Annotated in this window: 21 protein-coding genes; 17 read left to right on the top strand and 4 right to left on the bottom strand. The window is 65.3% G+C overall.

Features of this window, described 5'->3' with window-relative positions; genetic code table 11:
- From MRBLMS1_RS10620 to MRBLMS1_RS10630, 3 genes are read right to left on the bottom strand one after another with little or no spacing between them, the layout of a single operon-like run.
- Positions 1–1,365 (bottom strand): vWA domain-containing protein, encoded by a 1,365-nt coding sequence (locus MRBLMS1_RS10620; protein WP_485879387.1) that lies wholly within the window; start codon positions 1,363–1,365, stop codon positions 1–3.
- Positions 1,365–1,967 carry a TadE/TadG family type IV pilus assembly protein gene (locus MRBLMS1_RS10625; RefSeq protein ID WP_139090944.1) on the bottom strand — a complete coding sequence of 201 codons (603 nt, stop codon included), beginning with the start codon at positions 1,965–1,967 and terminating at the stop codon, positions 1,365–1,367. Before MRBLMS1_RS10625 ends, MRBLMS1_RS10620 begins: the two co-directional genes overlap by 1 nt.
- Complete coding sequence (locus MRBLMS1_RS10630; RefSeq protein WP_485879388.1) at positions 1,967–2,455, bottom strand: TadE/TadG family type IV pilus assembly protein; 489 nt, start codon at positions 2,453–2,455, stop codon at positions 1,967–1,969. The genes MRBLMS1_RS10625 and MRBLMS1_RS10630 overlap by 1 nt, the downstream gene beginning before the upstream one ends.
- A 560-nt stretch (positions 2,456–3,015) precedes the next feature.
- Here MRBLMS1_RS10630 and MRBLMS1_RS10635 point away from each other — a divergent pair.
- The 10 genes from MRBLMS1_RS10635 to MRBLMS1_RS10680 all read left to right on the top strand — a co-directional run bounded on the left by MRBLMS1_RS10635 (position 3,016) and on the right by MRBLMS1_RS10680 (position 12,009).
- Positions 3,016–3,711, top strand: coding sequence for a LuxR C-terminal-related transcriptional regulator (locus MRBLMS1_RS10635; protein WP_485879389.1), 696 nt, complete (start codon positions 3,016–3,018; stop codon positions 3,709–3,711).
- A gap of 204 nt (positions 3,712–3,915) precedes the next feature.
- The gene (locus MRBLMS1_RS10640; RefSeq protein WP_070304077.1) at positions 3,916–4,089 is read left to right on the top strand and encodes a Flp family type IVb pilin; all 174 of its coding nucleotides are present in this window, start codon (positions 3,916–3,918) and stop codon (positions 4,087–4,089) included.
- Positions 4,090–4,205: 116 nt separating this feature from the next.
- On the top strand, positions 4,206–4,766 hold the full coding sequence (locus tag MRBLMS1_RS10645) for an A24 family peptidase (RefSeq protein ID WP_485879390.1): 561 nt from the start codon (positions 4,206–4,208) through the stop codon (positions 4,764–4,766).
- Positions 4,767–4,808: 42 nt separating this feature from the next.
- Positions 4,809–5,642: a Flp pilus assembly protein CpaB gene (gene cpaB / locus MRBLMS1_RS10650; RefSeq protein ID WP_485879391.1), complete on the top strand. Its 834-nt coding sequence runs from the start codon at positions 4,809–4,811 to the stop codon at positions 5,640–5,642.
- Positions 5,643–5,669: 27 nt separating this feature from the next.
- The gene (locus MRBLMS1_RS10655) at positions 5,670–7,175 is read left to right on the top strand and encodes a type II and III secretion system protein family protein (protein WP_485879392.1); all 1,506 of its coding nucleotides are present in this window, start codon (positions 5,670–5,672) and stop codon (positions 7,173–7,175) included.
- A 9-nt stretch (positions 7,176–7,184) separates the two neighbouring features.
- A complete protein-coding gene (locus MRBLMS1_RS10660; protein WP_485879393.1) occupies positions 7,185–7,457 on the top strand; it encodes a pilus assembly protein in 273 nt (90 codons plus the stop codon).
- Positions 7,458–7,494: 37 nt separating this feature from the next.
- A complete protein-coding gene (locus MRBLMS1_RS10665; protein WP_485879394.1) occupies positions 7,495–8,655 on the top strand; it encodes an AAA family ATPase in 1,161 nt (386 codons plus the stop codon).
- 76 nt (positions 8,656–8,731) lie between these two features.
- Positions 8,732–10,075, top strand: coding sequence for a TadA family conjugal transfer-associated ATPase (locus MRBLMS1_RS10670; RefSeq protein WP_485880066.1), 1,344 nt, complete (start codon positions 8,732–8,734; stop codon positions 10,073–10,075).
- A gap of 5 nt (positions 10,076–10,080) precedes the next feature.
- Positions 10,081–11,049, top strand: coding sequence for a type II secretion system F family protein (locus MRBLMS1_RS10675; RefSeq protein WP_485879395.1), 969 nt, complete (start codon positions 10,081–10,083; stop codon positions 11,047–11,049).
- 18 nt (positions 11,050–11,067) lie between these two features.
- Positions 11,068–12,009: a type II secretion system F family protein gene (locus MRBLMS1_RS10680; RefSeq protein ID WP_485879396.1), complete on the top strand. Its 942-nt coding sequence runs from the start codon at positions 11,068–11,070 to the stop codon at positions 12,007–12,009.
- A 76-nt stretch (positions 12,010–12,085) separates the two neighbouring features.
- On the opposite strand, the gene MRBLMS1_RS10685 is transcribed toward MRBLMS1_RS10680, so the two are convergent.
- On the bottom strand, positions 12,086–12,868 hold the full coding sequence (locus MRBLMS1_RS10685; protein WP_034758799.1) for an inositol monophosphatase family protein: 783 nt from the start codon (positions 12,866–12,868) through the stop codon (positions 12,086–12,088).
- 195 nt (positions 12,869–13,063) lie between these two features.
- Between MRBLMS1_RS10685 and MRBLMS1_RS10690 the strand changes: the two genes are divergently transcribed.
- From MRBLMS1_RS10690 to MRBLMS1_RS10720, 7 genes are all read left to right on the top strand, one after another.
- Positions 13,064–13,828, top strand: coding sequence for an RNA methyltransferase (locus MRBLMS1_RS10690; RefSeq protein ID WP_034758797.1), 765 nt, complete (start codon positions 13,064–13,066; stop codon positions 13,826–13,828).
- Positions 13,825–14,727, top strand: coding sequence for a LysR substrate-binding domain-containing protein (locus MRBLMS1_RS10695; RefSeq protein ID WP_485879397.1), 903 nt, complete (start codon positions 13,825–13,827; stop codon positions 14,725–14,727). The genes MRBLMS1_RS10690 and MRBLMS1_RS10695 overlap by 4 nt, the downstream gene beginning before the upstream one ends.
- Positions 14,728–14,817: 90 nt before the next feature.
- Complete coding sequence (locus MRBLMS1_RS10700; RefSeq protein ID WP_485879398.1) at positions 14,818–16,011, top strand: MFS transporter; 1,194 nt, start codon at positions 14,818–14,820, stop codon at positions 16,009–16,011.
- 71 nt (positions 16,012–16,082) lie between these two features.
- On the top strand, positions 16,083–16,610 hold the full coding sequence (locus tag MRBLMS1_RS10705) for a hypothetical protein (protein WP_128139975.1): 528 nt from the start codon (positions 16,083–16,085) through the stop codon (positions 16,608–16,610).
- 7 nt (positions 16,611–16,617) lie between these two features.
- Positions 16,618–18,264: a GMC family oxidoreductase gene (locus MRBLMS1_RS10710; RefSeq protein ID WP_485879399.1), complete on the top strand. Its 1,647-nt coding sequence runs from the start codon at positions 16,618–16,620 to the stop codon at positions 18,262–18,264.
- A complete protein-coding gene (locus MRBLMS1_RS10715; RefSeq protein ID WP_485879400.1) occupies positions 18,261–19,217 on the top strand; it encodes an alpha/beta hydrolase in 957 nt (318 codons plus the stop codon). The genes MRBLMS1_RS10710 and MRBLMS1_RS10715 overlap by 4 nt, the downstream gene beginning before the upstream one ends.
- 285 nt (positions 19,218–19,502) lie before the next feature.
- Positions 19,503–23,141, top strand: a complete 3,639-nt coding sequence (locus MRBLMS1_RS10720) for an EAL domain-containing protein (protein ID WP_485879401.1) — start codon at positions 19,503–19,505, stop codon at positions 23,139–23,141.
- Positions 23,142–23,238 lie beyond the last annotated feature (97 nt).

Here is a 23,238-nt window from a genome sequence, read left to right on the forward strand (position 1 = left end):
TTATTTGGAAATGCGCAGGATGGCCGAGGCAAGCCGCGTGAAACAGGGGCTCAGGTCGCTGTCCGTGGCCGCATAGCAGTACAGGCCCACGGGTTCGGCCGGCTTGCGGCAACGGTTTGGTGCATCCGCTGTATTGGCCATGCAGCGCAGCAAGTCCTCGCCGATTTCATTGTCCGGCCCGGCCTTGGCCTTCAGCGCGGCGCCCATGCCCAGAGTAAATATGTAGGTATTTTCCAGGCGTGCCTTGCTGGCCATCGCCTCTGCCAGGTTGCGCGATGCACGGTGCATATTGGTCCACTGGAGTTTTCTGGTGGACATATCTTTGCTCACCGCACGCGGCGTAGTGGTCACGATGGGGAATTCGCGTGCTGTCGGATCGTCGGCCTGGGCGGGAAGATTGTGCGCGTTATACCAGGTCGGCAATTCACTGATCAGGTTTCTGGTGCAATAGGTCTCGGGCGCGAGCTTGGTGCTGCTTGCATTGATACGGTACAGTCCATCTGTCGCAAAACCGCTCGATGGTAAATCGTCGTACACGGCCAGCGCTCCCGCTTTCGTGCAATTGCCCGTGGTAGCGGGGAAAAAGTAAGAGGAAAAGGCGGACGGAGATCCATCGGAAAAGAACACGATGACGCGCAGGCTGGAGCGATTGTTCTGGCTGATGCTATTGAGCTGATCCTGAGCATTCCACATGCCTTCCGAGTAATTCGTGCCGCCTTCGAACTTGTAGCCATTGATGGCATTGCCAGCCTGCGTGCGATCGAAGCCGCGATCGCTTGTCTTGATCGGCAGATCGAGCTGCGCGCCGCTGGCAAAATGCAGCAAGCCGACGCGGTCCACGGTGGAATTGAATTTATTCAGAAAGGACTTGCCCGCCGCCCGCACGGCGTCCGCATTGTTTTTCAGCGAACCCGAGGTATCCATCACCAGCACCATGTCCAGGTCCTTGCGGATGGTTTGCGCGCTGGCGGCCACTTTCAGGGTCTTGAAGCCGAGTACGCCCATCAGCGAGACGGGCAGCGAGGCGGTGGCCGAGACGTCGATGGTGACGGTGCCCTTGTCGAACGTGACGCCGACGGGATTGAGGGTCGGTGTCGAGAGCAGGAACTGGTCCGGATAATTGATGTCGAAAAATTCCCTGGCCGACTGGCGCGCATTGGCCCGCTGGTCCTCTTCCGAGCTGCCCGCCGTGACGCCGCGCGCCGCCGCCAGGCTGGCCGAGTCGACGGCCGCGTTGAGCTTGGCCTTGACGAAGTAGCCGAGGGCCGAATCGACGGCCAGGCCCACCGAGGCGATCAAAACGACGGCCGACAGCGCCACCATGATCAGCACTTGCCCGTCTTGCCGCTTGTGTGGAATGCGCATCAGAATACCGTCATCGAAGTGAGGTTGGGCCCCAGCACGGGCGTCGTGCTGTTGCCAAATTTCAAGGTGCCGAACAGCATGTCGAAATGGTAGAAAGTTTCCACGGCGTAGATCAGTTCGCCGTCGGCCAGCTGGTCCCGCATCAAGGCCACCGTGGGGGCGGACTCGTCCTTGGCGATGCCCGTGCACGCGCCATTGCTCCAGCTGCCGCATTGCCACACCTGGCTGGCGGGCAGGTAGCCGCTGGCGTTGGCGCCCGCATCCCAGCGGTACTGTTCCAGCACGATGTTGCGCATGCCGCTCTTGGCCGTGTAGCCCATGATCTTGGTGATGTAGATCATGCCGCGCTGGTTCATGTCCAGCGGCGGCGTGCTGGCTGCCAGCGCGTTCATGATGGCCTGGCTAGATCCGCTCAGGTCGGACGTGGAGCGCGAAGCCAGGTTGGCGCCTTCGCGGCTGATGTTGAGCAAGATGGTCTTGGCCTGGATGGCGCGCGACAGGTCGACCACCATGAACAGCAGCAGCGCCAGCAGTGGCAGCACGATGGCAAATTCCACGGCGGCGATGCCGCGCACGAGGCGCGCAGGAGAGTGACCGCGCATCACAGGCCGCCAAAGCTTTCATTGCGCATGGTGGCGGCCACGACGAAATGCGCCTGGCCATCACGGAACAGGGCACGGATCATCGGCGTGGCAAACGCCCAGCGGCAATCGACGGAAATGACGACGATATCGCCGGCCTGGCCGAACATGGCGGCGCCGACGGCATCGCTGCCGTTGACGGCGATCACGGGACTGACCTTGTCATACATGCCCATGGAACTGTCCCGTATCTTCTGTATCACGGCCTGGTAGCGCTGCTGGTTGGCGCTGTCGGGGTCCAAGTCCTTGGCCCCCGTGACGGCATAGCGCGCGCCTTCGCGCACGGCGTGCTGCATGGTCATATTGGCAAAATAAGCCATGCTCAATTCGATGATGCCGATTATCAGCATGAGAAAGACCGGCGTTATCAAGGCAAATTCAAGCAAGGTGGCGCCGCCTTGTCCGCGGTGCTTGCGGAATATGCGGGAATCGGCCTGTTTTAAACGCATGGGAATAATCCGGTAAAGTTCCGCGACGACAAATGTCGGGCGGATGGCATTGCGCCATTTGACTGGCGATTATTCTATATTGATTTTCAAGGGCGTAGCCGCTATTTAAATTATTACAGGTCAAGATAATCGAAATTAACTGCCATATTTCAATTGTGCCGGCCCCGTCCCGATAAGGCCGGGAGTAATATGCGCGGGTATGAAAACAGGCCTGATGTCAGGATTGTCCTGCGTGCAGGCAAGGACTTGTTTTGCAAGGTGATGCAACAAAAATGCTGCAACGTAAGCAACAGCAGCGGTGGCAGCAGCGATGGCGCGCCCGCGCCGCGTGCGTCCCGGCCACGCTGCCCATCCATCGGCACACGCCCGCCATGCGGCGCCCGCTGGCCTGGGCCACGCACCGCGTTTGCGCGTGCCGGCCCGATGCCTCTTCCTTCGTGCCCCCGTGACTTCTTTCCCCTGCGCGCAGCCGCGGAAGGCGCGCGCGGGCGAGGCAGGCAAGCCGATTCGGATCAACAACCCTCCCCGAGGGGAGTGGGCTTCAAGTAAAGAGGTAAAGCATGTCAACAAAAAATGTCATCCGCGTCATGCTGGTGTCGGACCACAAGACCTGGCTGTGGGGCCTGGAGCAGCTGCTCGCCGGTGCCCAGCCGGCGATGCAGGTGGTAGCCAGCTCCACCGAGATCGACAGCGCGCTGCTGCTGGCGCGGACCCTGTGTCCCGACGTCATCGTGCTGGACGCCGACCTGGACTGCAGCGGCGCCAGCGCCTGCGCCATCGACTATCTGCCGCAGCTGCTCGGCAATGGCGTGTCGCGGGCCTTGCTGTTCAGCGGCACGCAGGACCAGGCCGCATGCGCGCGCGCCGTGCGCAGCGGCGCGCGCGCGGTGCTGGGCAAGGAAACGCCCGTCAAGCAGATGGTCGACGCCATCGCCCGCCTATATCAGGGCGAGTTGTGCCTGGATCCGGCGCTGCTCGACAGCATGCTCGGCGTGCTGAACAAGCCGGAAGCGGCGCCCGATCCGGAAGAGCAGCGGATCGCCAGGCTGACGCTGAAGGAGCGCAAGATCGTTGCCATGATGGTGGAGGGAAATGGTGCGCTGAACCGCGCGATAGCCCAGCGCGCTTTTATCTCGGAGCAAACCTTGCGTAATCATCTGACATCGATCTACAGCAAGCTCGATGTCACCAACCGCCTGGAATTATATGTGTACGCCACCCGCAACCGGCTGGCCGAGCCCATGCCTGCGGAATGACGGTACATATGTACTGGATGTGAATAAAAAATTAAGATGTTTTGTACTGCGCACAAAATGACTTTTCTCTGATTCGATTTGATGTTTGTTTATATAAAATACACGCATCAGAAATTGGCAAATAAAAACAAGGATGATGTTTTTATTTTCAGACTGTATTTTCAGTTTTTATCATGTTTGAAACTTGACCTGAAAGGGAATAATATGAATTGCATTAAAAACTTTATCGCCGAAGAAGACGGCGTGACTGCGATCGAATATGCGCTGATCGCGGCGCTGGTGGCTGCGGCGCTGGTAACGGCCGTCGGCTATTTCACCACCGGCCTCGATGGCGCCTTCAAGGCGATCGGCACCAAGCTGACGGGCGCGGCGATCTAAAACGCCGGCCCACCGCGCTGCACCCCGACAGGCCGGCTGCCGATCCGGCCCGGCCTGCCGACCTCCCGCCCAACGATGCGCATGCTGTCCTGCGCTCGGCTTGCATCAGGTACACGATGGATCCTCATTCTTTCTGGACGTTCAGCCCCGCCATAGTCTTGTGGGGGCTGCTTGCTGCGGCTGTCTGGCATGACGTGCGCCGCCGGCGCATTCCCAACCGCCTGGTGTTTTCCGGCGCCGTGCTGGGCGTGTTGCTCAACAGCCTGGCCTTGCCCGGGGTAACGACGGCCGGACCGTGGCTGGCACTGGGCGGCCTGGCCGTCGGCCTGGGCTTGCTGCTGCCCATGCATGCGATGAAGGCGCTGGGCGCGGGCGACGTCAAGCTGATGGCGATGGTGGGGGCTTTTCTCGGTCCGCGCGCCGCCGTGTTTGCCGTGCTGTGCAGCCTGCTCGCCGGCGGCGTGCTGGCGCTGGCCGTCGCCCTGTATCAGGGCACGCTGCGCCAGGCGCTGGCCAATGCCCGCCAATTGCTGCTGCAAGGCTGGCTGCGCGCCGCGGCGGGCGAGGCGCCGCAGCTTGACGCACCCGCCGCGCCGGGCGGCAACTTGCCGTACGCGATCGCCATTGCCGTCGGCACCGCCAGCTGGCTGGCCCTGGCGGCTGGCGGCCATGCATGACGCGCCCGTCCGGAACCCCACGCTTGATCAAGAGGAAAAACAATGAGAAATAGCCGCGTTGTGATCGTGCTGCTGCTGGCGTTGCTGATGGCGGGGGCCGCCGTGCTGGCGGCCGCGCGCTGGATGTCGGGGCAAAGTGCGCCGGCCAGCCAGACGGTGATGGTCGCGCTGGTCGATATCGGCGTGGGCGCGAAGGTGACGCCGGCCATGCTGCGCGGCATGGACTGGCCGGCCGGCGCCATGCCGCCCGGGGCGTTCGGCGAGGCCGGCGCGCTGGACGGGCGCATCACGCGCAGCGCCGTCAGCAGGGGCGAGCCGGTGCTGGAAAGCAAGCTCGCGCCGCCCGGCGCCACGGGCGGCCTGTCGGCCATCGTGGCGGCCGGCAAGCGCGCCATGACGGTGCGCGTCAATGACGTGGTGGGCGTGGCCGGCTTCGCCCTGCCGGGCAATTTCGTCGACATTCTCGTGCATACGCAGGATGACCGCGCCAGGCCGGCGGGCGGCGCGCCGCTGGCCATTTCCAAGATCGTGCTTGAACGCATCCTCGTGCTGGCCGTGGCGCAGGAGTCGGGCCGCGACGACAACAAGCCCAAGGTGGTCAACGCCGTGACCCTGGAACTGACGCCGGAGCAGGTGGAAAAGCTGGACCTGGCGCGCAGCGTGGGCAGCCTGTCGCTGGTGTTGCGCAACCAGGTCGATCCGGAACCCGTCAACACGGGCGGCGCCACCAAGGAGTCGTTGCTGGAACTGAAGGCGCCGGCGCCGGCGGCCGTGCCCGTACGCGCGGCGCGGCGCCACGCGGCCCCGGCACGCGCCGCCGCGCGCGACAGCGTCACCGTCGTCAAGGGCATGGATACGAGCGTCCAGCAATTTTAACAACCAGCAGGCAAGCAAGGATGACCGATGAACACATTTCGTAAGCACGCCGCGAGTGCGGGCATGCGCCTGGCCCTGGCGGCAGGATTGGCCTGGCCGGGCGGCGCCATCGCGGCGGCGCCGGCCCGGCAGGCCGTCATGTCGCCGGTGGCGGCGCCGGCCATGTCGCTGGGCGCCGATATCGCCCGCCTTGGCGAGCCCGTGCGCATCGCCGTGGGCAAGTCCACCTTGCGCAAGCTGAGCTTGCCGGTGTCGCAGATCGCCGTCAACGATGCGAGGGTGGCTGGCGCCAGGATGCTGGGCTCGTCCAGCCAGCTGTTCGTCTGGGGCCTGGCCCCGGGCAGCACCAACCTGATCCTGTGGGACCGGCAGCAGCGCCCCGTGATCGTCGATATTGAAGTCGAGATCGACGTCGAAGGCTTGCAGGCGCAGCTGGGCTACGTCTTCCCTGGCGAGCGCGCCGTGAAAGTTGGCGTGGCCGGCGGCAGCATCGTGCTGTCGGGGCAGGTGAGCGACGGCGTCAAGGCCAGCCAGATCCTCGAAATGGCGCAAGCCTATGCGCAGCGGGGCGCCGGCGAGCCGGCTGCACCGGCTACGTCGGCCGACGGCACCGCCAGTGCGGGCGGCGCCGTCAAGGTCATCAATATGCTGTCGGTCGCGGCGCCGCAACAGGTGATGCTGGAAGTGAAAATCGCCGAAGTGTCGAAGACCCTCGTCGACCAGCTCGGTGCCAGCGTGGGCCTCAGCGGCACGCGCGGCAACTGGAGCTACGGCTTGCTGTCGAACCTGCTCAGCGGCAACCCCAGCCAGCTGGGCGCCGTGCACGGCAAGAATGGCAACGGCCTGACGCTCGATGCGCAAAAGCGCGACGGCCTCGTCAAGGTGCTGGCCGAACCGAACATCATGGCCATCAGCGGCCAGGAAGCCAGTTTCCTGGCGGGCGGCAAGATTTTCATTCCGGTCGCGCAAGACAGCACGACCAACAAGATCACGCTCGAGGAAAAGGAATTCGGCATCGCCGTCAAGTTCACGCCCACCGTGCTGGAAGGGGGACGCATCAATCTGAAGGTGGCGCCGGAAGTGTCGGAACTGAACCGCGAAGGCATCGGCATCACCACGGGCGGGGGCACCGCCGCCAATGCGGTGCTGCCGGCCTTTACCACGCGGCGCACCACGACCACGGTGCAGTTGTTCGATGGCCAGAGCTTTGCCGTTGGCGGCTTGATCAAGAACAATGTGACGACCAATATCAAGGCCTTGCCCTTCCTCGGCGAGATTCCCGTGCTGGGCGCGCTGTTCCGCAGCAGCGATTTCCAGACCGACCGCACCGAACTGGTATTCATCATCACGCCGCATCTGGTCAAGCCGCTCGATACCGCCGATGGCGCCGATATCGTGCTGCCGACCGACGCCTATGTGGCACCGAGCCGCGGCGAGTTCTTCTTGCAAGGAAAAATGGAAGGCGCCGCCTCACCACGGCCACGGCAGGAAGCGGCCACGCAGACAGCGCCGGCCGGCCCGGACATTCAATAGGAGCACACCATGCAGCATTCTTTTTACTTTCCCGTGCTGCTGGCCGCCCTGGCCGCCAGCGGCTGCGCCGCCACGCCGAACCTGGACCGCCAGTTCGGCCACAGCGTCGAGCAGTTGCGCGCGCGCCAGGTGCTGGCGCCGCAGGCGGGCGCGAACCGCGACCCCGTGGCCGGCATCGACGGCAAGGCCGCGCAGGCCGCCCACGCGGCGTACCAGAAAAGCTTTGCCGCGCCCGCGCCGCAAGCGGCCGCCCTGACCATCGGCGTCGGGGCGCGCCCGTGAGCCTGGCACCGTCACCACAGAATCAGCAAGGCATATCGTGAAAATCGCCATCAATTCCAGGGATGAAAAAATACTGTCCGAACTGGGCCGGCTGCTGCGCAGCCGCAACCGGCTCGACGAGATCAGCGCGGGCGGCGAATCGCTCGAACCGCTGCAGACGGCGCAATCGCTGCCCGACGTGCTGATCTTCGACCGCCCGTCGAACGACGGCGCCGACCTGGCCGCCATCGAGCGCCTCAGCAACCTGCATCCGCGCATGGCCTTCATCGTGCTGTGCCACCAGCAGGCGCCGGAGTTCCTGCTGCAGGCCATGCGCGCGGGCGTGCGCGACGTGCTGCCGTTCCCTGCCGTGCCGGCCAGCCTGCATGCGGCGCTCGAACGCATCGAGGAAAAGCTGGAGCGGCGCGAGCATGGCAACGGCAAGGTGCTGGCCTTCATCTCGTGCAAGGGCGGCAGCGGCGCCACCTTCATTGCCAGCAACCTCGGTTATGCGCTGGCCGCCGGCGGCCAGCAGCGCGTTGCCCTGATCGACATGAACCTGCATTTTGGCGATGCCTCGCTCTTCGTTTCCGAGAACAAGCCACTGGCCACCCTGTCCGACGTCACGCGCGACATCCACCGGCTCGACTCTTCGTTCCTGGGATCGAGCATGCTGCACATCCTGCCCAACTACAGCGTGCTGGCCGCGCCCGAGGATCCCGCGCACGCCAGCGAAGTGGCGCCCGAACACATCGACGCCATCATCCGGCAAGCCAGGCGCCAGTACGATTTCATCGTGCTCGACGTGGGCCGCAACCTCGACGCCGTCAGCGTGCGCGCGCTCGACCACGCTGACATGATCTTTCCCGTCCTGCAGGCAACCTTGCCGTACATCCGCGACGGCAAGCGCCTGCTGGGCATGTTCCGCTCGCTCGAATACGCGAAGGAAAAGGTGCACATCATCGTCAACCGCCACGACAAGGGCGGCGAAATCCGCCTGCGCGACCTGGAAGCGGCGTATGGCACGGCTGTCTACCGCACCGTGCCCAATCACTATGCTTCGGCGGCCGCCTCCGTCAACCAGGGCATGCCGATTTTGCAGCTCGACAAGGCCAGCCCGATCACCCGCTCGCTGCAGGAATTCGCCGCCAGCCTGGCCGGCGGCGCGGCCAGCACGGCGCGCCAGGGCTGGCTGGGCCGCGTCCTGCGGCGAGCTTGATGCACGTGCTTGGCCCACGTGCTTGATACAAATCCCAGAACAGGAGCATCGCATGGCTAGTTCCCCCTCCGCCGCCTTGTCCATCCGCGAACGGCTCGGCAGCGCCAAGATCGCCGCGCTCGCGCCGCAACGCGCGGCGGCCATCGACAACCACGGCTACCGTGACCTCAGGCTGCGCATCCATGGACTGCTGCTGGAACGGGTCGACCTGGAAAGCATGCAGCGGCTGTCGCAGGAGCGCATCCGCGAAGAATTGCGCGGCCTCGTCGAGCGCCTGTTGGACGAAGAGGCGGTCGTCATCAACGACGCCGAGCGCCGGAGCCTCACGCGCGACATCCAGCACGAGATGCTGGGCTTCGGGCCGCTTGAAACCCTGCTGTCGGACGCCAGCGTGTCGGACATCCTCGTCAACGGCCACAAGCAAGTGTATGTGGAGCGCGGCGGCCGCCTGGAGCTGACCGACATCTGCTTCGACGATGACGCCCACCTGATGAAAATCATCGACAAGATCGTCTCGCGCGTGGGCCGGCGCATCGACGAGTCGAGTCCCATGGTCGATGCGCGCCTGCCCGACGGTTCGCGCGTGAACGCCATCATCCCGCCGCTGGCCATCGACGGTCCCGTGATGTCGATCCGGCGTTTTTCCGTCGATCCGCTGCGCCTGGCCGACCTGGTCGCCTACCGCAGCATGACGGCCGAGATGGCCGAAGTGCTGCAGGGCCTGGGCAAGGCGAAGATGAACATCCTCATTTCCGGCGGCACGGGCAGCGGCAAGACCACCATGCTCAACGTGATTTCCGGCTTCATCGGCCATACGGAACGCATCGTCACGGTGGAAGACGCGGCCGAACTGCAATTGCAGCAGCCGCACGTCGTGCGCCTGGAAACGCGGCCCGCGAATATCGAAGGCAAGGGCGAAGTGAGCCAGCGCGCGCTGGTGCGCAATGCGCTGCGCATGCGCCCCGACCGCATCATCCTGGGCGAAGTGCGCGGCGCCGAGGCGCTCGACATGCTGGGCGCGATGAACACGGGCCATGAAGGTTCGATGGCCACCATCCATGCGAATACGCCGCGCGACGCGCTGACGCGGCTGGAAAACATGATCAGCATGGCGGCGGCGAATTTGCCCAGCAAGGCCATCCGGCAGCAGATCAGTTCGGCCGTGTCGGTGGTGGTGCAAGTGTCGCGCCTGATCGATGGCAAGCGCAAGGTCACGTCGATCCAAGAAATCACGGGCATGGAAGGGGAGGTCATCACGATGCAGGAAATCTTCAGTTTCAAACAGACGGGTGTGGCCGAGGGCGGCGCCGTGGTGGGGCAGTTCTCGGCCAGCGGCATCCGCCCCCGCTTCCTCGAGCGCCTGAACAGCTTTGGCATCGGCGTGCCGGCCGCCCTGTTCGAACCCGCGGCGGGGCGCTGAGCGCCATGCTTTCCTACCTTGTCTATCTGTTCCTTTTCCTTGCCGTCGTGCTGCTGGTGGCGGGCGCCTGGCTGGCGTGGCAGGCGGCGCGGGGGGCGGGCGCTGCGCGGGTGACGCGGCGCCTGCAGTCCATGTACACGGCCAGCGATGGCGAACAGGCGCTGTCGATCACCAAGCAGCGCCCGCTGAGCAGCTATCCGTTTCTGCAGGGCGTGCTGGAAGGCTTGCCCGGCGCGCGGCGCATCGAGCAACTGCTGCTGCAGGCGGGCATGCGCTGGCTCGTGGCCGGCTTCCTCGGCTATTGCGCGCTTGGCGCGACCGCCGGCCTGCTGGCGGCCAGCGCGCTGCCCTTGCCATGGTATGTGCGCCTGGGCCTGGGCGCGGGCGGCGCCGCGCTGCCGTATCTGCTGGCGCGCCGCGCCAGGAGCCGGCGGCTGGTGCGCATCGAGCAGCAATTGCCGGACGCGCTGGACTTGATGGGCCGCGCCATGCGTGCCGGCCATGCGTTTCCCACCGCGCTGAAAATGGTGGGCGAGGAGATGACGGGGCCGCTGGCCGACGAGTTCCGCGCCGTGTTCGACGAAGTCAGTTTCGGCGTGGCGATGGCCGATGCGCTGGGCAACCTGGCCGGGCGCGTGCCCAGTACGGACTTGCGCTATGTCGTCATCGCCGTGCTGATCCAGCGCGAAACGGGGGGCAACCTGACTGAATTGCTGGGCAGCATCAGCGCCATCATCCGCGACCGATTGAAACTGCTGGGGCAGGTGCGCGTGCTGTCGGCCGAAGGGCGCATGTCGGCCTGGGTGCTGGGCTTGCTGCCGTTTGGCGCGGCGCTGATGATGCACGTGATGAATCCGCAGTTTCTTGCCGTGCTTTACACGGATGCGGGCGGGCGCAAGATGGTCGGCGTGGCGCTGGGCTTGCTGATGGTCGGCGTGCTCTGTATCCGAAAAATTATCCATATCCGGGTGTGACATGAAAGAAGAGACACGATGAGCGGCATGAACGCGGCGCAGTTGGCTTTGCTGGGCCTGCTGTTCCTGATTGTTTTCGCGCTGGCCGTGCTGGTGCTGCGCCTGTTCGCGGGCAATGCTGTGCAGCAGCGGCTGCAATCGCTCGGTGATGCGGGCGCCGCCAGCGACCGGGAGCGCCATGCGAGGAGGCGCTGGGTGGCGCACGCCGTCAGCCTGACTCGCCCGCTGGCCAGGCTGTCGCTGCCAGACGAAGGCTGGGAAAGTTCGCCCATCCGCAGCCGCTTCGTCCATGCCGGCTGGCGCAGCCAGGCCGCGCCGGCCCTGTTTTATGCGGCCAAGACGGGTCTGTTCGTGGGCTTGCCGCTGCTGCTGTATTTCCTGCTGCGCCAGGGCGCGCAGAATATGCTGTTGTGGCTGGTCGCGGCGGCCGCCCTCGGCTATTACCTGCCCAACGTCTGGCTGTCGCACTGTTTGAAGCAGCGCCAGCGCGAAGTGTTCGAGACCTTTCCCGATGCGCTCGACCTGATGACGGTGTGCGTCGAAGCGGGGCTGGCGATGGATGCGGCGCTGGCGCGCGTGGCGCAGGAGATCGGCCTGAAAAGCGCGGTGCTGGCCGAAGAGCTGCAACTGGTGACGCTGGAACTGCGCGCCGGCAGCGCCAAGGACAAGGCTTTGCGCAACCTGGCCCTGCGCACGGGCGTGGAAGACGTGGACGCACTGGTGACCTTGCTGATCCAGGCCGAACGCTTCGGCACGAGCATCGCCGCGTCGCTGCGCGTGCAGTCCGACCAGCTGCGCACCAAGCGGCGCCAGCGCGCCGAAGAAACGGCGGCCAGGATCGCCCTCAAGCTGCTGTTCCCGCTGATCTTTTTCATTTTTCCATCGCTGATGGTCGTGCTGATGGGCCCGGCGTTCCTGCAGATTTACCGCGTGCTGCTGCCGGCCATGCGGGGCAGCTGAGGGGTAGCCGAGCGGGCAAAAAAAAGCTGCCGGAGTTTCCTCCGGCAGCTTCTTTACATCAGCCCTTGCCTGGCAATCAGGCGAATGGCGTCAGCAAGGTGATCATCTGGCCAAAGATCTTCGGGCTGGCGGCGATGACGTCACCCTTGTACAGGTAGTCCGATTCGCCGGAAAATTCACCGACGATGCCGCCCGATTCCGTGATCATCAGGGCGCCAGCGGCGATATCCCAAGGCTTCAAGCCTTTTTCGTAGAAGCCGTCCAGGCGGCCGCAAGCGACGTAAGCGAGGTCCAGCGCGGCCGAGCCGGCGCGGCGTACGCCCTGGCTGCGTTCGCCCATGATCGCGTACATCTTCAGGTATTCGTCCAGCGCGCGGGCGCTGCCGGCCACGTAGCCGGTGCCCAGCAGGGCGTTCGAGATGCGGTCGAGCTTGGTGACGCGGATGCGTTTTTCGTTCAGGTAGGCGCCGGCGCCCTTGGTGGCCGTGAACAGGTCGTTGCGGACCGGGTCGTAGATGACGGCTTGCGTGACGACGCCGCGATGCGCGAGGGCGATCGAGATGCAGTATTGCGGGAAACCGTGGATGAAGTTGGTGGTGCCGTCCAGCGGATCGATGATCCACTGATATTCGTTCTCGTCGTGCGAGTTGGCGGAAGCTCCCGATTCCTCAGCCAGGAACGCGTGGTCCGGGTAGGCTTTGGACAGCACCTCGATGATGGCTTGTTCGGCCGCCTGGTCGACGTCGGTGACGAAATCGTTATGTTGTTTTTCCGTGACGACGACGCGGTCGAGGTCAAAAGAGGCGCGATTGATGACGGCGGCGCCGCGGCGGGCGGCTTTGATCGCCGTATTGAGCATTGGGTGCATGTGAGCTTCCGTTAAAAGCACGCGACCGCCCATGGCCGCCTTGCGGCGCCGGTACGATAGAGTGCAAGAATGAATTAAAGAGCGGAGCGGTGCCGAAGTGGTTAAAATCCCGGCCTGGCGTCAGCGTTTTGTGACTCCGTTTCCCGAAATTTCCTGTATCGATACCGCGCAATAGCGCTATTTTAAATGAATCTGCCCGAAATCAACACGTCTCTTTTCAAACGCCTGCGATTTATTCTTGTCGAAACTAGTCGTCCTGGCAACATTGGCGGCGTCGCGCGCGCCATGAAAACGATGGGTTTTTCCGATCTGGTGCTGGTCAATCCCCGCTTTCCCGATGCCTTGACGGATGCGGAAGCGGTGGCCTTCGCCAGCGGCGCGCAGGATATTTTGTCGGGCGCGCGCATCGTCGGCTCGATCGCCGAGGCGCTCGAAGGCTGCAATTACGCGGCCGCCGTGTCGGCCAGGTTGCGCGAATTTTCGCCGCCCGTCACGGCGCCGCGCGCCATCGCGGCCCAGCTGGCGGCCGGCGCAGACTTGCACGCGGCCGTCATCTTCGGCAACGAGCGCTTCGGCTTGCCCAACGAGATCGTCGAGCAGTGCAATGTGCTGATCAACATCCCCGCCAATCCCGAGTATTCGTCGCTGAACCTGTCGCAGGCGGCCCAGGTCGTCGCCTATGAATGCCGCGTGGCGGCGCTCGGCGATGGGCAAATGGCCAGCCCCGTCGGTTTCCATGGCGACGCGGCCAGCCTGGCGCAGGTCGACGGCATGTATGCGCATCTGGAGCAGGCGCTGGTCGCCATCGATTTCCTCGACGCCGACAACCCGAAAAAGCTCATGCCCCGTTTGAAACGCCTGTTTTCGCGCACGGGACTGGAAACGGAAGAAGTCAATATCCTGCGCGGCATCGCGCGCCATATCCTGGCGGTAGCCAAAAAAGGCCCATGATAGAGACCCGGCTGCTGCGCCAGTTCATTGCCGTCGCCGAGGAGCTCAATTTCCGGCGCGCGGCCGAACGGCTGCACATGGCGCAGCCGCCGCTGTCGCAGGCGATATTGCGGCTGGAAGAGGTGCTCGGCTACCCAGTCTTCGAACGCACGAACCGCAAGGTCGCCTTGACGCCGGCCGGCAGCACTTTTTTGGCCACGGCGCGCCAGGTGCTGGCCAGCCTGGAAGAGGGCGTGGCCGCCACGCGCCGCGTGGCGCAAGGCATCGAGGGCCACTTGCGCCTCAGTTTCATCCACATCACGCCCTACGCCCACGTGCTGGCCGCCTTGCGCGCATTCCGCGCCGCCTCGCCCTCCGTGCAATTCACCTTGCGCGAAGCGTCGACGCAGCAGCAGGTCGAGTGGCTGGAGCGGGGCGACATCGATATCGCGCTGCTGCGCGCACCGGGCCGCAGCACGCCGGGCTTGCGCTTCGAGCGCCTGTCCGGCGAAGACATCGTGATTGCGCTGCCATCGGACCACCGCTGCGCGGGTCAGGCGATGGTGGACTTGGCGGACCTGGCCGGTGACGATTTCGTCGCCTCGCCGCGCGAGCTGGGCCAGGGCTTCCACGACCAGCTGGCCAGCCTGTGCCTGCACGCGGGTTTCGTGCCGCGCGTGGTGCAGCAGGCGCGCCGGCTGCAAACGGTGCTGGGATTGGTGGCGGCCGGCTTTGGCGTGGCCCTGCTGCCGGCCAGCCTGGCGACGTCCAAGCCTGCCGGCGTCATCATGCTGCCGTTGGCAAGCAGCGCGCCCGAAGCGCTGCGCCAGCTCGACCTGTACATGGCGTGGGACCCGCAGCGCACGTCGCCCGTGCGCGAGCGGCTGCTGGCGCAGCTGCGGCTGTCTGCCTCGCATTGAGACTTGTAGAGTCTCATTTCAAGATAAATAAGATATTTTACAGATGGTGGCCCAGGGGGCAGCATGGCGTTTTGATTGTCGGGAATTGCCATGTCCATCGTTTCATCGCGCAGCCGCGGGCTGCCACTCTCCATTTATCTGCTGTCGTTGTGCAGCTTCGCCTTTGGTTTATCTGAATTCATCGCCGCCGGCCTGTTGACCCCCATGGCGCGCGACTTGCACGCCAGCGTGGCGGCGGCCGGCGGCGCCATTGCCGCGTATGCGCTGGGGGCGGCCATCGGCGCGCCCATCCTGACGGCCATGCTGGCGCGCTGGCCCACGCGCCAGGTGCTGGTGGCCACCATGCTCGTGCTGGCGGTTGGCAGCATGGCCATGGCGGCCGCGCCGGCGCTGAGCGCGCTGCTCGGTGTGCGCTTTGCCGTGGGACTTGCGCATGGCGTGTTCATGGCCATCGCCTCGCATGCGGCCACCAGCCTGGTCGACCCGTCCCGCGCGGGAAGGGCGCTATCCATCGTCTGGCTGGGACTGACCCTGGCGCTGGCGGGCGGTGTGCCGCTGGGGACGTGGCTGGGCGCCGTCTCGTCGTGGCGCTGGGTATTTGCGGCCATCGGCGTGCTGGCCCTGTGCGGCGGCGCCGGCTTGCGCTTCGCCATGCCGGCCGCGCGCCAGCAGCTTGCCGCCGTATCGGCGCTGGCCAGCCTGCGCGCCATCTTGCAGCCGCCCCTGTTGCTGGCGGCCGGCGTGGCGGCGCTGGTCAGCGTGGCCACCTTCAGTTTTTTCACGTATGTCTCGCCATTCCTGCTGCAGCTGGGCGGGCTCGATGCGGGCTGGCTGGGCGCCGCCATGCTGTGCTTTGGCGCGTGCGTCATCGGCGGCAACCTGCTGGGCGGCTGGTGCGCCGATAGGCCCCACGCGCTGCGCGCCACCGTGCTGGCCCTGGCCGCGCTGGCGCTCAACCTGCTGGCGTTTTATGTGCTGCGCGCCCAGCCCGTGGCCATGCTGGCCCTGTGCGGCACTTTGGGCTTGCTGTTCTTCGCCCTCGTGACCTTGTCCACCGTGCGGCAGCTAGCCCTGGCGCAGCAGTATTGCCCGGGCAGCGACGCCGTGGCGGCGGGCTTGAATATCGCCGCCTTCAATGCGGGCACGGCGGCCGGTGGCGCGCTGGGCGGCGCGCTGATCGTCGCCTTTGGCTTGCCCAGCATCGCCATCGGCGGCGCGCTGGCGGCGCTGCTGGCCATGCTGCTGCTATGGTTCCCGTCGCGCAAACTAGACGGGTCGCTCTAGTTTTTGCGCACGGATCGCCGCCCCCTTTGGCGTACACTGGCCTGCAAAAGGCCGTACAAAACAAGGGAGACATGGGGATGCGACGCAGATCGTTTCTGAAACTGGGCGTGCTCGGCGCCGGTGTGCTGGCCGCCGGCGGCGCCGCCTACCGGCTCGTGCGCGGACCGGCGCCACCTGGCCGCTTCGTCCTCGACGGCGAGGCGCGCGCGGCGCTGGCGGCCATCGTGCCGGCGATGCTGGGCAGCGCACTGACTCGGGACGCGACCGCGCGGGCCACGGCGCTTGATGGCGCCATCGCCGGCGTGGACACGGCCATCCGCGGCTTGCCGCTGGCGGCGCAGCAGGAAGTGCAGGATCTGTTTGGCTTGCTGGCGCTGGCGCCCGCGCGGCGCTTCGTCGCCGGCGTGCATGGCGGCTGGCTTGACGCTGACCCGGCACAGGTGGCCGCCTTTCTGCAGTCGTGGCGCACGCACCGCCTGGCGACACTGCAGACGGCCTATCTGGCCCTGCACGACCTGATCCTCGGCGCCTGGTATGCCGATGCCGCCCACTGGGCCGCCATCGGCTATCCGGGACCGCTGCCCGAACTGAGCGCATAAGGCATCCATGAGCACATCCCCCATTCTTGATCCCATCGCCATCGGCGTGGCCAGCGGCTGGAACGTCACCGACGCCAGCACATTGAGCGCCGACCGCACCCTGGAAGCGGACGTCGTCGTCATCGGCAGCGGCGCCGGCGGCGGCGTGACGGCGGAAATCCTCGCGCTGGCCGGTTTGAAGGTCTTGATCGTCGAGGAGGGCGGCTTGAAGTCCTCGCAAGACTTCAAGATGCGCGAAGCGGACGCTTATCCCGCGCTGTACCAGGAATCGGCCGCGCGCAAGACGCGCGACAAGGCGATCAATATCCTGCAGGGACGCACGGTCGGAGGTTCGACCACCGTCAACTGGACGTCGAGCTTTCGCACGCCGCCCGGCACCCTCGAATACTGGCGCAAGCACTTTGGCTTGTCCGGCTATGGCGTCGATGCCATGGCGCCGTGGTTCGCCATGATGGAAAAGCGCCTGCACGTGAGCGACTGGGCCGCGCCGCCCAATGAAAACAACGACTTGTTGCGCCGTGGCGCCACGGTGCTGGGCATCCCCACGGCCGCCATCCGGCGCAACGTGAACGGCTGCTGGAACCTCGGCTACTGCGGCATGGGCTGCCCGACCAACGCCAAGCAGTCGATGCTGGTGACGACGATCCCGTCGGCGCTGGCGCTGGGCGCGGGCCTGCTCGTGCATGCGCGCGCCGAGCGTTTCACTTTCAAGGGCGAGCGCATCGACAGCCTGCAGGTGACGGCGCTGGACGCCGCCGGGCAGGCGCCCACGGGCGTGCGCCTGACGCTGCGCGCCAAACACTTCGTGCTGGCCGGCGGCGCCATCAACTCGCCGGCGCTGCTGCTGCGTTCGCAGGCGCCCGATCCGCACGGCTTGCTGGGCCGGCGCACCTTCTTGCATCCGACCGTGGTCTCGGCGGGCCTGTTCCAGCAAAGGGTCGACGCCTATGCGGGCGCGCCGCAGACGATTTATTCCGACCATTTCCTGCACGTGGCGCCCATCGATGGTCCCATCGGCTACAAGCTCGAAGCGCCGCCCTTGCACCCGCTGCTGATGGCCACCACCATGGGCGGTTTCGGTGACGAGCATGCGCGCACCATGCGCGAATTTCCCCATGCGCACGCCTTGCTGGCGCTGCTGCGCGACGGCTTTCACCATGATGCGGCGGGCGGCAGCGTCTCGATCGACAGTTTCGGTGCGCCCGTGCTCGACTATCCGCTCACGCCTTTTCTCTGGGATGGCGTGCGGCGCGCGTTGCTGTCGATGGCGGAAATCCAGTTCGCGGCCGGCGCCAGGAGCGTCTATCCCGTGCATGAAATGGCCAGCCACTACACGAGCTGGGCGCGGGCGAAGCAGGCCATCGGCGCATTGCCGATGAAGGCGCTGCTGGCGCGCGTGGTGTCGGCCCACGTGATGGGTGGCTGCGCCATGTCGGACGATGCGCGCTTGGGCGTGACGGGGGCCGATGGCCGCTATCACGGCGTACGCAACCTGTCCGTGCACGACGGCTCGCTGTTCCCCACCTCGATCGGCGCCAATCCACAACTGACGATCTACGCGCTGACAGCGCGCCTGACCAGCGGCCTGGCGCAAGCGCTGACGGGCAAGCCGGCGCCCGTTCCCATGCCTGCCGCCGCAACAGGCGCCGCATGATCGCGCGCATCCTCAAGTGGCTGATGCTGCTGCAAGTGCTGGCCGTGCTGGGCTTGGCGTACCTGGCCATGCAGGCGTGGGGCGTCGCTTCGCCGATGCTGGCCGTGCTGCTGGCGCTGGGCATGCTGCTGGCCGTGCGCGCGCTGATCGTCGTGCGCAATTTTCGGGAGAGCCGGCGCCTGGGCAGTTCCGTGCCGCCTGAATACCAGCTGGGCGCCATGGGTACGATGCGCCTGTTTTTCGGCGAATTGCGTGCCACCCTGTGGACGTCGTCATGGGGCATGCTGCGTCCGCGCCTGCATGCGGCCGACACCATCGCCGGCCAAGGGCTGCCCGTGCTGCTGGTGCACGGCTATGTGTGCAACCGCGGCTACTGGACAAAGCTGAGCCGGCAACTGGCGCGGGCCGGCATCGTGCACGACGGCGTCGACCTGGAACCGATCGGCGCCGACATCGAGGCGTTCGTGCCGCAGGTGGAACTGGCCATCGCCGAGCTGTGCGCCCGCACGGGCAGCGACCGCGTGATTCTCGTCGCCCACAGCATGGGCGGCCTGGTGGCGCGCGCCTGGCTGCGCCATTACGGCGCGGCCCGCGTGGCCCGCATCATCACGATCGGCACGCCGCACCACGGCACGGCGCTGGCCAACCTGGCGGCGGGCGCGAATGCGCGCCAGATGAGCCGCGTCGATGGCACGCCCAGCGGCTGGCTGGCGCAGCTGGCCGCCAGCGAGACGCCGGAGACGCGTGCCCTGATCACGTCGATCTATTCGCATCATGACAATATCGTCGCGCCGCAAGCGTCCGCGCAGCTGCCGGGCGCGCGCAATATCGCTTTCGGCGGCATCGGCCACGTGGCGCTGGCCAGCGATGCGCGCGTGCTGCGCCAGCTGCTGGCAGAAATCACTATCAAGAGCGAAGTCGCCCAGCCTCCCTCCGCTCCCCATTTCGCCTGAGTCCTGTTGTGTTTTGTCTGCATGGCAAGACTGTCTCTTTTGTCTCTGCTGTTGCCCATGTTTAACAACGCACGAGGCAGAAAATGCTGTTTTCCACTGGCGTACTGTATTAAGCTAACGTCAGAAGATAGCTGAAGGAAATTTGTTCATGAGGCCGCTTGAGCCGTTCTGCAGACGTACGTCGGCCAGAAATTTCTCTGAATCTATGGCAAGATGTTATACGATTGTTATGTAGCCCGCGCATGCGGAAAAATGAGTCCATGCCGTTTTTATTGGGGGCGCTAATTGTCCGCACGTATCCTGATTATCGAAGATAACGCCACCAATATGGAATTGATGGTGTACTTGCTGCGTGCCTTCGGGTACACGCCGCTGGCCGCCTATGACGGCGAAGAGGGCGTGCGCATGGCGCGCAGCGAGTTGCCGGACTTGATCATTTGCGACGTGCACTTGCCCAAGCTCGATGGCTATGGCGTGGTGGCGGAGCTGAAGAAAGACCCGCAGCTGCGCAAGATCCCGGCGCTGGCCGTGACGGCGCTGGCCATGGTGGGCGACCGCGAGCGCCTGCTCGAAGCGGGCTTCAATGGCTACATCGGCAAGCCAATCGAACCCGACCTGTTCGTCGCGGAGCTGGAGTCTTTTTTACCCGGGGCGCCGTCGACGCCAGTTAAAAACGACATAGCCACCATCCTGATCGTCGATGATCATGTGCTGAACCGCGAGTTCCTGACCGCACTGCTGGGCTACGGCGGCCACCGCCTGCTGGAGGCGGCCAACGGCGCCGACGCGCTGGAAATACTGCGCACCGAGCGGCCCAACCTGATCATCTCCGACATCCTCATGCCGAACATGGACGGCTACGAATTCGTCACGCGCGTGCATGCCGATCCCGCGCTGGCCGACGTACCCATCATCTTTTATACGGCCACCTACCGCGAGCAGGAAGCGATCCTGCTGGCGCAGGCGTGCGGCGTGCGCTGGGTCTTGCCCAAGCCGTCCGATCCCGAAGTCATCGTGCGCACCGTCAACGAGGCGCTGGGACTGATGCCGGCGGCGCCCCAGGTGCCGGCGCCGCCGGGTGTGGGCGGCGGTGCGGCGCTTCCCGCCACGGGCCAGCTGGCCGGCATCGAGCACCAGGTCAGCGGCTACCTCGACGAACTCGAATCGAGCAGCCAGCAGATTTCTCAGTTGGCCAGCCAGCGCGAGGGCCAAGCCGCGCTCCCCGAAGACCTGGGCATCATGACGGAGCGCTTGTCGCGCTCGCTGTCGAGCCTGCAGGCGGTGAGCCTGCGCCTGACGGCCCTGATCGAACTGGGCATCGAGCTGGGCGCCGAACGCGATCCGCGCGCCCTGATCGAGGCGGGCTGCAAGGTGGCGCAGAATATCTGCGTCTCCAAGTACGCCTGCATTGGCGTGCTGGAAGAGGGCGCCGAAAAGCTCAGCTATTTTTCCTCGTGCGGCACCGAGAAAAACCTCGACCGCATCGCCAGCACGCCGCGCACGGGCATTTTGAACCGCTTGCTGGAACAGCGCCAGCCATACCGGGTCAATGGCTTGAAGGGAGATCCCGGCGCGCTGGGCCTGCCCGACACGCACCCGCCCGTCCACTCCTTCCTCGGCGTGGCCATCGCCTCGCGCGAGCGCAGCCACGGCTGGCTGTACCTGGTCGACAAGCTGGGGGCGAATGAATTTTCCGAAGTCGACGAACGGGTCGCCGCCACGGTAGCGGCGCAGATCGCCGTCGCTTACGACAACCTGCTGCTGTACGACGAGATCAAACGCCACCACGAGCAGCTGACCCTGGACATGGCGGCGCGCATCCGCCTCGATGAAGACTTGCGCCGCTTCCGCCTGGCGATGGACGCCACGGCCGACGCTATTTTCCTCGTCGACCGCGCCGGCATGTGCTTCGTCGACGTCAACCAGACGGCTTGCCGCATGCTCGGTTTCGAGCGCGAGGATTTCCTGCGCGTGGGCCCGGGCCGCGCGCACGAGGGCGAATCCCAGCTGGAAGAACTGTACAACAAGCTGCTGGCCGGCGACCAGGGCGGCCCGATGACGGAATTGCAGCTGCAGCGCAAGGATGGTTCGCCGCTGTCGGTGGAAGTGCAGCGGCGCACCCTGCGCTCGGGGCAGAGCTGGATCCTGGTGGCCGTGGCGCGCGACATCACGGAGCGCAAGGACGCCGAACAGCGCCTGATGAAGCTGGCCCATTTCGACACCTTGACGGGTTTGCCGAACCGCAGCCAGTTCTACGCCTCGCTGACCCATTCGCTGGCCCAGGCGGCCGAGCATCAGTGGGCCGTGGCCGTGCTGTTCATGGATGTCGACCGCTTCAAGAATATCAACGATACCCTGGGCCACACCATCGGCGACGACCTGCTGCGCCAGTTTTCCAGCCGCCTCGTCGATTGCCTGCGCGTGCGCGACACCATCGGCCGCTTTGGCGGCGATGAATTTGCCACCATCCTGCTGCTGCCCGAAGGCGCCCAGCATGCCGTCGGCGTGGTCGATAAGATCCGCGAGGCGATGCGCAAGCCCTTCGACTTGCAGGGCCACGAGGTGACGGTGACGGTCAGCATCGGCATTTCCGTGTTCCCCGAGGATGCGGCCGATGCGGACACCCTGATTCAATATGCCGACACGGCCATGTACCGCGCCAAGGAGGCGGGCCGCGATGCCTTCCGCTTCTTCACGGCGGAAATGAACGCGCAATCGATGGCGCGGCTGGACATGGAAAATGCCCTGCGGCGTGCCATCGACAACGAGGAATTCGTGCTGTTCTTCCAGCCCAAGGTGAATATCATCTCGGGGCGCATCAGTGGCGCCGAGGCGCTGATACGCTGGCGCCGTCCCGGCCACGGCATGGTTTCGCCGGCCCTGTTCATCCCCCTGCTGGAAGAAACGGGTCTCATCGTGCGCGTCGGTAACTGGGTGCTCGACGAGGCCTGCAAGAAGATCAGCGAGTGGGGCGCCAGCAGCATCGGCCCCGTGCACCTGTCGGTGAACGTGTCGGGCATCCAGTTTTTCGTCGGCGGCCTGGAAGAAGAGGTGCTCAAGGCGATCCGCAAGCACGATATCGCGCCCGACCTGCTGGAGCTGGAGCTGACGGAAAGCTCGCTGATGTCGAATGCCGAGGAAACCATCGCCGTGCTGCGCAACCTGAAGGCGCTGGGCATCCAGATTTCCATCGACGATTTCGGCACCGGCTATTCCAGCCTGGCCTATCTGAAGCGCTTCCCCATCGACAAGCTGAAGATCGACATCGCCTTCGTGCGCGAAGTGACGAGCAATCCGGACGATGCGGCCATCGTGCTGGCCATCATCAGCATGGCCCACAGCATGAAGCTGGAGGTGATCGCCGAAGGCGTGGAAAACGATGCGCAGCTGGCCTACCTGCGGCGCCATGGCTGCGATGAGATGCAGGGCTATTATTTCAGCCGCCCCGTGCCGCAGGAAGAATTCGAGCAGATGCTGATGGGCGGCAAGCTGCTGCAGGCGCCGCAGGATGCGGGCAGCGAAGAGCAGCAAACCCTGCTGATCGTCGACGACGATGTCTTCATGCTCGACGTGCTCAGCGACTTCCTGGCGCAGGACGGCTACCGCATCCTGACGGCGCAGACGGCCGCCGAGGGCTTCGACATCCTGGCGCGCCACAAGGTGCAGGTGATCCTGTGCGACCAGTGCATGCCGCTCATGAGCGGCACCGAATTCATGGAGCGGGTCAAGCACCTGTGTCCCGACACCTTCCGCATCATGCTGTCGGCCTTTGCCGACCTGACGCCCATCATGGCGGCCATCAACCGCGGCGCCGTCGACCGCTTCTATACCAAGCCATGGAAAGGCGCCGTGCTGCGCGAGAATATCCGCGAAGGCTTCCGCCTGCACAAGCTGCTGCATGGCCAGGTGAAAGCGGCGGCCTGAGGATTTTCCGCAGCGGGTAATTGGCCGCCGCGTGCGCTGGCGCACCTTGCGCCGCAGCTTTCCACCGAATTAGACTCCCGTCTCTAGTTTTGCTCTC

Source organism: Massilia sp. LMS1-1-1.1, from assembly GCF_040815535.1.
Classification (GTDB): Bacteria; Pseudomonadota; Gammaproteobacteria; order Burkholderiales; family Burkholderiaceae_D; genus Janthinobacterium; species Janthinobacterium aestuarii.